The following is a 12,045-nucleotide window of genomic DNA, read 5'->3' as shown; positions in this document are numbered from 1 at the left end:
CCGCTTTCAACAGCTTTTATTACATTAAAGAGGGGGTTTCAGTAGCTATGCTGAAAATGGCAAAATTTACGTTAAGTGCACTAGTGCTTACAACGACCATGTTCTTGGGAGCTTGTAGTGGAAGCAACAGCGATACGAATGGAACGAGGTCTGATCATGAGGGAGATAAAGTGAGCTTTACCATTGGATATGCCTCAGGAGATCCGGCTGCTAAAAAAGCGATAGCCGATACCATCCAAAGATTCATGAAGGCCAATCCTGATATTAAAGTAAAGGATTACAGTGAAAACTCCAGCAGCTCCTACCTCGATTGGCTGAAAACGAAGGATGCGGTTGGCGAGTTTCCTGATCTGGTAGAGATGCGGGATACAGAAGTTTTTGCTGATGCGGGCAAAATCGTTGAGCTGCCTTCAGACTTAGTGCAGTTGCTAGATTCACCTCCGGCAGTAGAAGGTAAAGTGTGGAATGCACCTTTATCAATGAATGCACCCCAAGGCATTATTTACAGCAAAAAAGCATATGCGGAAGCAGGGATCACTGAGCTTCCTAAAACGTATGACGAGTTCATTTCCATCCAAGAAAAATTGAAGGCTTCCGGAATGACTCCGCTTGTGGTTGGTGGAAAAGACATTTTTCATATGGGATTTTGGGTAAACAAGTTTCTTATTGATGATGTGTATTCAAAAGATCCAAACTGGAATTCCAAGAAAACAGCCAAGAAAGTCAGCTTTACGGATGAAAATGTCGTACAGGCGATGACGGATTATAAAGAACTGTTCAAAAATTATGTGGATAAAGGTTGGCTTAGTACTCCTGACAATCAAACGGCTTCCTTTCTGATTACAGGCAAAGCCGCTCAACTATACTCTGGGACCTGGATGTTTTCACAAATCGAAGAAGCTGACCCGAACTTTGAATACGGCTTCTATGCGGTGCCTGACCGCAACGGCAAAGTGAATATTATAGGGCTTCCATCGCCTGCCGGATGGTCCTTGTCCGCTGAAGTAGCCAAGGACCCTGAGAAAACAGAAGCGATCAAAAAATTTATTCGTTTTTTCTTCGAGCCAGAGCAATATTCGCAGTATCTTGCGAGCATTAACGGAATTCCGTCTACGAAAGAGAAAGTCAAGTATAAGACCGGGGAAGCCATGCAGGTGGCTCTTGATCTGATGAACGACCCGAATGTTACAAAGTCTTTGGCTATTAATAACTGGTGGGGAGAAAACTTGATACAGCCTCAGTTCCGCAACTGGTTCTACAAAAAGCTGCAGGAGATGGTCGTGAACGACGGAGATGTCAAGACTTATATGCAGCAGGTGGACACAGAATATGACAATCAGGTGAAGGCGAATTCGATGTGAAATAAAACCTTTGGAGGAATCAGCTCCTAAGTGGTTCCTCTTTATAGGAAGGAATGGATTGTATGAGAGCACCCACAGCATCAACAGGAGGGCGCATTGCTACAGCGACAGCTCACCTAAAAAAGAAAAAGCAGCACCCCTTTGCCATAATATTTATACTTCCATCATTGATACTGTACACCTTGTTTGTTATCGTTCCTACCCTTGGCAGTGTTTATCTCAGCTTTACCTCTTGGAATGGAATAAGCGAGGATATCCGATTTATTGGCTTCGCAAATTTTGTTGAGATATGGAATAGTCCCCGGGTTCATAATGCGCTTAAGAACACACTCATCATGACCATAAGTCTAGTCATTCTGGAAAACATAGCAGCGATTGCCATGGCCCTGATGGTTGATAGGATAAGGTGGTTCAAAAATTTATTTCGCAGTATTTTTTACTTTCCCACTTTGCTTAGCGGGATCGTTATGGGCTTCGTATGGGCGATGATCCTTAATTATAATTTTGGCGTTGTAAATAAAATCCTAGACACAGTCGGACTTGGAAGCTGGGCTGTCGATTGGTTGGGAGACCCCAAATACGCAATGCTGTCCATCATTCTGTCCACGGTCTGGAAAGGTGCTGGTTATTACATGATCATCTATCTGGCAGGGCTACAGGGAATCCCAGCAGACCTGTCCGAAGCCGCAAGCATTGATGGAGCGAATGGCTGGCAGCAGTTCCGTTATATTACCTTTCCGCTGCTTGCTGGCTCTATGACCGTATGTATGGTGCTTTCCATGATCAGTGCACTAAAAATATTCGATCAAATTGCTGTTATGACGGATGGGGGACCAGGCTTTGCGACTGAAACGTTGACCTACATTATTTACAAGGTAGGCTTTGGCGAATTGAGACAGGGCTTCGGCACTGCGCTTGCTATAGTATTGTTTGTCATTATATTGATCATTACCATTATTCAAGTGAAAATTCTCCGAAAAAGGGAGGTGCAGTATTGATATGAGCATGCAAGCACGCCAAAAAATAGGCGAAGTGATCCTGTTCGTGGTTACTCTGCTAGTAGCGGTCGTATTCTTTTTTCCGATTCTATTTAACCTAATGTCTGCCTTCAAAAGCAATGGTGAAATTATGCGCGATGCTCTGTCATTTCCGACCTCACTGTATCTAGGCAATTTCAAATATTTGTTGACTGAGACTGAGTTCCCAAAAGCAATTGTCAATAGTTTCATCTTGACCGTTGTTTCAATCGTTATGCAAATCTTGATTATTCCGATGGCAGGGTATGCGATTGAAAGAAGAAACGCCAAATGGACCCATTTCGTGTTCCTTTATTTTCTTGCCGGGATGATGATTCCTTTTCAGGCTTACATGATTCCGTTATTCAAAGAGCTTAAAATCCTTGGTCTTTACGGAAGTCTAGCAGGACCGATTTTTATTTATATCGCAGGCGCTGTGGGCTTCGGATGTTTGCTCTACACAAGCTTTGTAAAAGGGATTCCTAAGGAAATTGAAGAAGCAGCAGAGATTGACGGCTGTAGCAGGTACACTATTTTCTGGAGAATTGTATTTCCGTTGTTAGGTCCGGTTACGGCTAGTATGGTCGTATTGAACGGGCTTGGCATCTGGAACGATTTTCTCTTGCCAATGCTAGTACTTCCATCCGGTGAACCCAAAACGATGGTTGTAGAAATTTATCGATATATCGGGGAGTTTTCGTCAAGATGGGATATGATTTTCGCCGGAACCGCCTTGTCCGTTGTTCCTGTGCTTATTGCATTCGTTTTTATGCAAAAGTTCTTCATTAAAGGAATTTCGTCAGGGGCCACAAAAGGATGAAAAATCCTTCTTCCTTCCATTTAACAAATTACTCTACAGGAGGTTCTCCTTAGACATGAACAAAATTGTTAACCCTGTTCTGGTTGGCTTTCATCCTGACCCCTCTCTGATCCGAGTCGGGGATGACTACTATATGGCTACTTCTACTTTTGAGTGGTTTCCTGGTGTGGAAATCCACCATTCTCGGGACTTGATTCATTGGAGGCTGACAGTCAGAGCTCTTACAGAATCCTCTCAAGTTAATTTAAGAGGCAATGTCGCATCCGGATCAATCTGGGCGCCTGCAATTTCCTATGATGATGGTTTATTTTATTTGTTATTTACGGATGTAAAATCGCGCAGCAGAGTGTATAAGGATCTGCATAACTATATCATTTGTTCGAAAAGCATTGAGGGTCCTTGGAGCCAACCGGTAAGACTGAATGGCAGCGGTTTTGATCCATTTCTGTTCCATGACGATGACGGACGCAAGTGGCTGCTCAATATGCGTTGGGACTTCAGAAAAAATCACAACAACTTTTCAGGTATTATCATGCAGGAATATGATGCAAAGTCTCAATCCCTGATTGGACCAATACACGAAATTTATAAGGGCACGCCAGTAGGCGTTACAGAAGGACCCCAGCTGTATAAACGGGGAGCGTTCTATTATTTATTAACCGCAGAGGGCGGAACAGGGGTTCAGCACATGGTAACTCTTGCGCGCAGCCGCAATCTGACCGGACCTTATGAAACTGACCCCCATTTTCCGCTCATGACCACGGCGCACGATCCAACATACCCATTGCAGCAGGCGGGTCATGGGACGCTGGTCGAAACGCAGCACGGGGAGTGGTATATGGCCCATTTGTGTACCAGGCCTTTTTCTGACACTTCTTTAACGAATCCGCTCGGCAGGGAAACAGCGATTCAGAAGTGTATATGGACCGAAGATGGCTGGCTACGTCTGAGCCATGGCGGCAAATTACCGGCTCTGGAGACAGAAGCTCCGAACCTGCCAAGCCATCCTTTTCCAGCAGAAGAACCTAGAGACCACTTTGACAGGGAGGACATTGGCTTTGCGTATCAAAGTCTGCGTGTCCCATTCGATCCCTCATGGGTAAGCCTGACCGACAGACCCGGATTCTTGCGCTTACGCGGAAGAGAATCGCTTGCGTCTTTACATGATCAAAGCATGGTTGCCCGCCCAATCCAGCATTTCCATTGCTCGGTGGAGACCTGCATGGAATTTAAGCCGGAAAGCTTTTATGAAATGGCCGGTTTGGTTTGCTACTACGATGATGGAGATTACTACTATTTACGAGTGACTGGCGACGAAATCCGTGGAGTTACGCTAGGTGTAATCCTATCTAAGGCAGGCAAATATGATGAGATTTCGACAATGCAGCTTTCAGTAGTAGATTGGAAGCAATACTATTTGAAAGCCGTAATTCATGGACGGGATTTGATATTCTATGCATCTCCTGACGGGCAGGAGTGGACTGCCGTATGTAATCCACAGGACTTTGGCACACTGTCAGACGAATATGGAGGCAAACTCGGATTTACAGGAGCTTTTGTCGGAATCTGTGTCCAAGATCTGGATAGGCAGAGCAAGGAGGCCTGGTTTGACTATTTTGAATATCTTCCTCTGGAAAGTCTTTTAGACCATACTTCTCCGCAGAAAGAGAAATAGAGGGGTACGTCTATTTTCATTAATGGTTAAGCCCACGTTTGGTTATTTTCGCGACAGGCTGGGGTTGTCTTCATATTAGAGAAAAAAGAAGGGATGAAATTCATGCTTACTTTAGATAGCACAACCGTTTGGGTTAACGAGATCATAGACCAAATCATCGCTAAAATGGAGTGGCTCAGCGAAAAATCAAGAAACAAAATCCCGTATACAACAATCGATGGTGAACATGATGACCGATCAGTCTGCAATCCTACCCATACGGAAGCGGATGGAATAAATTGGTGGACCAACGGATTCTGGGGGGGAATGCTGTGGCAGATGTATCATGCAACAGGCAATCCGAGATACAAGGACGTTGCTGAAATCTCTGAGCAGAAACTGGATGCCTGCTTTCATAATTATTATGGTCTGCATCATGATGTAGGCTTCATGTGGCTCCCCACGAGTGTGGCTAACTTTAAACTCACCCAGAATCCAGTATCCCGTAAACGGGCAATGCACGCGGCAAACCTACTTGCAGGTCGCTACAATCTGGCAGGGGAATTCATCCGAGCCTGGAACGACCTAGAAGGCGAAGATACCAGAGGCTGGGCCATCATTGACTGCATGTTGAACATTCCGCTCTTGTACTGGGCTTCCGAAGAAACCGGCGATCCTCGTTTTCGGCAGATTGCTGTAAAGCATGCGGACATGACCATGAATACTTTTGTGAGAGCAGATGGGTCCGTCAACCATATTGTCGAATTGGATCCATTTGTAGGTGGAGTGGTAAAAACCTATGGCGGACAGGGGTACGAGGAAGGATCTTCATGGACGCGGGGGCAAAGCTGGGCATTGTATGGGTTCATGATGAGCTATAACCATACGCAAAAAGAAGAGTATCTGAATACGGCCAAGAGGGTTGCCCATTATTTTATCGCCAATATTCCTGAAAATGGGGTTATTCCAGTCGATTTCAGACAGCCCAAAGAACCGGCGCTTGAGGATTCGACGGCTGCAGCCATTGCCGCCTGTGGTCTGATCGAGATTGCCAAAGTGGTAGGGTTGCATGAGAAGGATATGTATTTGCGAGCAGCGATAAAACTGCTGCAGGCGCTACATGTCGACTGGACGACTGGCTGTGACTGCATCCTCAAGAACGGCTCTGCCTCATACCATGCCACTACTCATCATCAATCCATCATTTATGGCGATTATTTTTTCATAGAAGCTATGTTCAAGCTCAAGGGGAGCGATTTATATTTCTGGTAAACAAGATTACCACCCTGAGAATATCGAGTTTAATCGACAACTATATAAATATAACAAAACTAAACAAGACAACTATTGGGAGAAAGTTGTCTTGTTTTGCATTTTTAGGACCCCTACCATGGAGTTAGGAAAACAGATTTTAAAACTTTTTGATCATCAAGGCATAGTACTGGAAAACAAAAATATATATGCTTTAGGTCGCTTTGATAAAATTTCATCGCTGGGAATGATACAGAAAATCTATTAAAGCGAATAAATTTTTAGTTGTAAAAGAAAGCGGTTACTTAAGGGTTGTTCCACGTTTGTTTTTGTCCCAATTTTGAACGGAAAGGAGAAGACTTTGCCATGCCTCAAGGATGGAGATTGGAATTGAAATCTATGAGACGCAGGGGTAACCAATTAGCTGTTTATTATGCTCAATAGGAGGTTTGGGAATGAAAAAAACCATAACATGCTTGATTTTGTTTGGACTGCTTATGAGTATGTTGCCGATCAAAAATGTGAGCGCTTCCGATAATACTAGGCTTACCCAATCGGCAACCGCAAGCTCCGTCGAAGATTCGAGTAAAGTGGCTGATTTTGCGATCGACGGTGACCCGCTAACTAGATGGTCCTCACAATATTCAAATCCGCAGTGGATAAGTGTAGATCTCGGTAGCACCACCAAAATCAATGGCGTTACGCTTAACTGGGAAGCCGCTTACGCGAAGTCTTACCAAGTTCAGACATCGACGGATGATGATCATTGGACTACCGTCTATTCCACCACGACTGGAGATGGAGGAATCGATAAGATATCTTTCGAAGCAACAGACGCTAGATATGTAAAAATGAGCGGCATTGAAAGAGCTACCAGCTACGGATATTCCCTTTGGGAATTTGAAGTGCATTCAGCTGACCAGCCGGAGGATAACTCACCTCCAACAGCGCCCTCCAACCTGGCTAGTTCCTCTGTATCGGATACGACAGTAAGCTTGCAGTGGACGGAATCTAGAGACAATGTAGGTGTTTCAGGCTACGACATCTACAAAGGATCAGACCTCGTAGGTTCCAGTGCGTCGACATCCTTCATCGTTACCGGCTTAACAGCCAACATGGCGTACAGCTTTTACGTGAAAGCTAGAGATGCCGCAGGTAACGTGTCAGATACAAGCAATGTGATTGATGTTACCACCACCACAGCTAACACAAATATTGTTTCAGGTGAAACATATAAACTAACGGCACAGCATAGCGGCAAAAATCTGGAAGCAGGAGACTCAACTGCCGATGGAGCGAAGGTGCAGCAGTGGACGGACAGCGGCAGCGCTCGGCAGAGATGGAAAGTCATTGACGTTGGCAACGGATATTATAAATTGATTGTACAATCCAGCGGTAAAGCATTAACAGTAGCCGGAGGCTCCTCAGAAGATGGTGCTAGTGTACAGCAATGGACAGACAGCGATTTAACTAATCAAAAATGGAAAATGATTGACGTCGGCGATGGATATTATAAGCTGCTTGTACAATCTAGCGGTAAAGCGCTGGATGTAATCGGGGGTTATACTAATGACGGGGCAAATGTGCAGCAATGGACGGATAACGGAAATGATCAGCAGAAGTGGAAGTTTACGCTTGTTGACTCAACCCCTGATACGACGGCACCAACAGCACCAACAAATCTGAAAAGCTACTCCAAAACAAATACTTCGGTAAGTCTTGTATGGACCGCATCAACAGACGATGTAGATGTTACCAGCTACGATGTGTATAATGGAACAACATTAGTCGATTCAACAACCACGACAAGTTATACGGTGACGGGACTTACCGCTAATACAGCATACAGCTTCACTGTAAAAGCCAGGGATGCAGCAGGAAATATTTCAGCAGCAAGTAATATCATAAAAGTTACGACGAATTCTACAACTGAGAATACAGGTTTTTATATTAACGGAACAACGCTCTACGATGCCAAGGGAAATCCGTTTGTGATGAGGGGAATCAATCACGCTTATACCTGGTATAAGGGACAAGAGTCTGTAGCGATCCCTGCCATTGCGAAAACGGAAGCGAATACTATTAGAATCGTACTGTCAGATGGTCAGCAATGGACGAAAGATGATCTGTCAGCGATACAAAATTTAATCACATTATCAGAGCAAAACAAATTGGTCGTTGTTCTTGAAGTCCATGATGGCACAGGGTCTGACAGCGCTGCTGTATTGGATAATATCGCTAATTACTGGATTGAAATGAAAAGCGCACTCATTGGGAAAGAAAGCACCGTCATCCTCAATATCGCGAACGAATGGTATGGAACCTGGGATGGAGGAGGCTGGGCGCAAGGTTATAAGTCTGTTATTCCTAAGCTCAGAAATGCTGGCATCAAAAATACAATTATTGTTGACGGTGCAGGATGGGGGCAGTACCCGCAATCTATTTTTGACTACGGAACAGAAGTCTTTGATGCAGATCCACTTAAAAATACGATGTTCTCCATTCATATGTACGAATATGCCGGCGGAAATGCCGCCACAGTAAAGAGCAATATGGATAATGTACTGAATAAAAACCTGGCTCTGCTGATTGGAGAATTTGGTATTAAGCATACAAGCGGTGATGTGGATGAGGCTACCATTATGAGTTACGCTGAGCAAAAGGGCGTAGGTTATCTTGCATGGTCTTGGAAAGGAAACAGCCCGGGTCTTGATTATCTGGATATGGCCACTGACTGGCAAGGATCCAGCCTTACGGAACAAGGTCGTATTATCATTGAAGGCCCTAATGGTATTAGGGCGACATCAAGATTAAGCACGGTTTATAGCGATTCAGCCAACAAATAGTCATCCAGTAAACCATGAGTATTTAACGTTATCCAACAGTGTCCAGCATGAAAACAAGTCTTTGCTGTATGCAAAGCCGCCAACTTGGCGGCTTTTTTTGTTGCAGAGTAAGAATATACATCGAATCAATTCAAATGTCGTCTTACAACCTACTAACTTAAAAGAATAATAAACAAGTTATGGAGACGGAGACGATTGAAAGTATATTAACTTGAGAAAGCAGCTACAATGTTCATTAGAGAAGCAGCACCCTGAAATTCAGAGAACATGTTAGAATCAGAAACGGATAATTTTACTGAAGAAAATGAACTAAGGAGCGGTTGAAATGGCGCGTGTTTTATTTATTAATGGTGGATCAGAGGGACATATCAATCCAACCATTGGAGTTGTACAGGAGCTTATTTCGCGCGGAGAAGAGGTAGTGTACTTTTCTATAGAAGCCTTTCGGGAGCGTATCGAGAGGACGGGAGCTTCAGTACGAACATTTGACGATCAAAAATTTATAAAAGCTTTTATCTCAGGTGGAAGAGATTATTTGCTGGAAAGAATTAACGGTCTTTTACTTACGGCAGATATCATCATTCCAAGCGTTCTCGAACAGATCAAAGGAGAGCATTTTGATTATATCATCCATGATTCCATGTTTGGGTGTGGACGTATACTTGCTCAAATTCTTAAGCTTCCTGCAATCAATTCTTGTACTTCTTTCGCCCAGACAAAAGAATCATTCAATCATATTATGGAACAATTCTCCATTAATGTCCCTAAAGATATAGTTAAACCTATAAATGATAAATTTCAAAACCTGACGGCAATGGTAAAGGAGAAATATGGAGTGGAGATCCATTCACCTTACGAAGTGTTTTGTAATCCTGCACCACTTACAATCGTATATACAACAAGAGAGTTTCAACCTTATGGAGAAGCATTCGACCAAACTTATAAATTTGTAGGTCCATCCATCTCTTCACGATTAACGCAAGAAAGCTTCGATTTTACTGCAATCAAGGAAAAAAAACCAATTTACATCTCATTGGGTACAGTCTTTAACCGAGCAATTGACTTCTATAAGCTTTGTATTGAGGCATTTGGGAACACGGATCATACGGTTGTCATGTCGATTGGGAATAGAACCCAAGTTTCCGATTTAGGGGAAGTTCCTGAAAACTTCATCGTAAAAAATGATGTACCACAAACGGATATCTTGCAACACACTAAATTATTTATTACACATGGTGGAATGAACAGTACCCACGAAGGTCTATATTACGGGGTTCCGCTGATTATAATCCCGCAAAGCGCGGATCAACCGATCATCGCAGGACAAGTCGCCAATATGGGAGCAGGTATTAAGTTACAAATGGAAAGCTTGACTGCAAATCAATTGCGTGAAGCCGCAGATCATGTGTTAAGCCTCCCATTCAAAAAAGCTGTTGCACATATGAGAGAATCTTTTCAAAAAACTGGTGGAGTATCACCAAGCTGTTAATGAGATTTTCGCATTTAAAGGTCAATATCATATTTAAATATATATTGGATGTAAGCTCGTCTATTGCAGCATATTAGGGAATTCGGTAGAATTTACTCATACTACTTATGAGTAAGCTGGAAGGAGAGAGTAAAGGTTGAAGCAGGAGTATTGTACGCCGACTCAGCACCCAAAGTGGTTTGGACTGGCTGTTCAAGCACTTGTTATATTGTCGCAGGAAGACAAAAGCATAGCTTGTCCAAGTATTGAACTCGCCAAATATCTTCAGTCGGAGCCTTCTTTGCTGCGCCGCATACTTTCCGTTCTCGCAAAGGAAGGGTTTATCGGGACCCGGGAAGGCCGTGACGGCGGGTACCACCTTAGGAAACCGGCAGAATCTATACAACTGGTTGATGTATACGATGTATTTCGTTCAGGCAGCAGGCTTTCCTTCGGTATTACCGAGACAGCTGGCACGCATCCGCTCGGTAAATGTATGAAATCTACGCTTGAGGATATTACTCAAGAAATGGACGACAGCATACGCGGAGTATTAAGCAAGTACACAATTGCAGATCTCGCCAACCAACTGGAAGCCAAGCTTTAGATGGACCTGGAAAAAGACGGTTGACAGCGGCTTGCTTAGATTTTATACTGTGCAATATAAACCACAGTTAAATGCAAGCCGCGCGCAGCGTTAATTTTTAAGGTTATCTGTGTGATAATGAACACAGTTATGTCTGTGCGCAGAAGCGTAAATATTTTGGATTTTTCAAGGTACTTCGTTTTAGTAGGAATTCAAGCTCTGACTAGCCGCAAAGTCTGAATTTAACTGTGCTGAATAAAAAACAGTATTTATTTAAAAGGAGGATTCATAATGTCAACTTCAACTCATACTGGCCAGAGCTCCGCCTTGTTCGCCGATGTCATCCGCGAGCGCCGCTCTGTGCGTCATTACGACAAATCGGTTCGTCTATCTCACGAGGAAATTAAGGATATTCTGAAAGAAGCGTCGCTTGCACCTTCTTCGAGTAATGTTCAGCCCTGGCGCTTCTTGGTTATTGAAACAGAGGAATTGAAAGCAAAACTGCAGCCAATCGCCTATAATCAATCCCAGGTTACTGAGGCTGCAGCGGTGATCGTTGTGCTTGGTGATACGGAAGGATATAAGAAGCTCGATGAAGTTTTCGGCGAAGCAGTAAAACATGGCTATATAGCGGAAGATACCGCTAAATCGTTCGTAGAAAGATCGATTCATACGTATGCTTCGTTACCAGAGGAAAGCCTTCACAAAGTCATTCATATCGATGGTGGTATTGTATCCCAGCAGCTCATGCTGGTTGCACGTGCTCACGGCTACGATACGGTCGCGATGGGTGGCTATAATGCGGCCGAGCTTAAGCAAGCGTTCGGTATTAGAGACCGCTACATTCCAATCATGCTGATTGCACTCGGTAAAGCGGCACAACCGGGTCATCAGACAACTCGGCTGCCGATAGACGACATCACATTCTTTAACGAGATGCCCGCTAACTAAAAACAAAACCCAACGAATTTAATTTTATGAATGAATAGAGACGAGAAATGACAACTTAAGGAAGTAGTATACATTCACAATTTCCAAAGGAG

At 43.7% G+C, this 12,045-nt stretch carries 8 protein-coding genes and 1 pseudogene; all 9 read left to right on the top strand.

What is annotated here, in order from left to right; translation table 11 throughout:
* Nucleotides 1-47: 47 nt before the first annotated feature.
* The 9 genes and pseudogenes from HFD99_RS16195 (at nucleotide 48) to HFD99_RS16155 (ending at nucleotide 11,953) form a co-directional block, all read left to right on the top strand.
* Nucleotides 48-1,361, top strand: a complete 1,314-nt coding sequence (locus HFD99_RS16195) for an ABC transporter substrate-binding protein (RefSeq protein ID WP_123797244.1) — start codon at nucleotides 48-50, stop codon at nucleotides 1,359-1,361.
* Between the two features lie 62 nt (nucleotides 1,362-1,423).
* Nucleotides 1,424-2,359: a carbohydrate ABC transporter permease gene (locus HFD99_RS16190; RefSeq protein ID WP_090890632.1), complete on the top strand. Its 936-nt coding sequence runs from the start codon at nucleotides 1,424-1,426 to the stop codon at nucleotides 2,357-2,359.
* Nucleotide 2,360: 1 nt separating this feature from the next.
* Nucleotides 2,361-3,197 carry a carbohydrate ABC transporter permease gene (locus HFD99_RS16185; RefSeq protein ID WP_185094019.1) on the top strand — a complete coding sequence of 279 codons (837 nt, stop codon included), beginning with the start codon at nucleotides 2,361-2,363 and terminating at the stop codon, nucleotides 3,195-3,197.
* 55 nt (nucleotides 3,198-3,252) lie between these two features.
* On the top strand, nucleotides 3,253-4,872 hold the full coding sequence (locus tag HFD99_RS16180) for a glycoside hydrolase family 43 protein (protein WP_123797243.1): 1,620 nt from the start codon (nucleotides 3,253-3,255) through the stop codon (nucleotides 4,870-4,872).
* A 102-nt stretch (nucleotides 4,873-4,974) separates the two neighbouring features.
* On the top strand, nucleotides 4,975-6,123 hold the full coding sequence (locus HFD99_RS16175; RefSeq protein ID WP_016820845.1) for a glycoside hydrolase family 88 protein: 1,149 nt from the start codon (nucleotides 4,975-4,977) through the stop codon (nucleotides 6,121-6,123).
* Nucleotides 6,124-6,557: 434 nt separating this feature from the next.
* A complete protein-coding gene (locus HFD99_RS16170) occupies nucleotides 6,558-8,948 on the top strand; it encodes a cellulase family glycosylhydrolase (protein WP_123797242.1) in 2,391 nt (796 codons plus the stop codon).
* A 325-nt stretch (nucleotides 8,949-9,273) separates the two neighbouring features.
* Nucleotides 9,274-10,474 (top strand): annotated as a pseudogene (locus HFD99_RS16165) (macrolide family glycosyltransferase).
* A 99-nt stretch (nucleotides 10,475-10,573) separates the two neighbouring features.
* Nucleotides 10,574-11,023 (top strand): RrF2 family transcriptional regulator, encoded by a 450-nt coding sequence (locus HFD99_RS16160; RefSeq protein WP_016820848.1) that lies wholly within the window; start codon nucleotides 10,574-10,576, stop codon nucleotides 11,021-11,023.
* A 270-nt stretch (nucleotides 11,024-11,293) separates the two neighbouring features.
* On the top strand, nucleotides 11,294-11,953 hold the full coding sequence (locus HFD99_RS16155) for a nitroreductase family protein (protein ID WP_016820849.1): 660 nt from the start codon (nucleotides 11,294-11,296) through the stop codon (nucleotides 11,951-11,953).
* Nucleotides 11,954-12,045 lie beyond the last annotated feature (92 nt).

The organism is Paenibacillus sp. EKM301P, assembly GCF_011800295.1.
GTDB lineage: Bacteria > Bacillota > Bacilli > Paenibacillales > Paenibacillaceae > Paenibacillus > Paenibacillus polymyxa.
This window is presented reverse-complemented; position numbering and strand designations above follow the sequence as displayed.

Coding starts and splice junctions, on each gene's coding strand:
- HFD99_RS16155 (WP_016820849.1), top strand. CDS start 11,294: ATGTCAACTTCAACTCATACTGGCCAGAGCTCCGCCTTGTTCGCCGAT.
- HFD99_RS16170 (WP_123797242.1), top strand. CDS start 6,558: ATGAAAAAAACCATAACATGCTTGATTTTGTTTGGACTGCTTATGAGT.
- HFD99_RS16180 (WP_123797243.1), top strand. CDS start 3,253: ATGAACAAAATTGTTAACCCTGTTCTGGTTGGCTTTCATCCTGACCCC.
- HFD99_RS16195 (WP_123797244.1), top strand. CDS start 48: ATGCTGAAAATGGCAAAATTTACGTTAAGTGCACTAGTGCTTACAACG.
- HFD99_RS16190 (WP_090890632.1), top strand. CDS start 1,424: ATGAGAGCACCCACAGCATCAACAGGAGGGCGCATTGCTACAGCGACA.
- HFD99_RS16185 (WP_185094019.1), top strand. CDS start 2,361: ATGAGCATGCAAGCACGCCAAAAAATAGGCGAAGTGATCCTGTTCGTG.
- HFD99_RS16175 (WP_016820845.1), top strand. CDS start 4,975: ATGCTTACTTTAGATAGCACAACCGTTTGGGTTAACGAGATCATAGAC.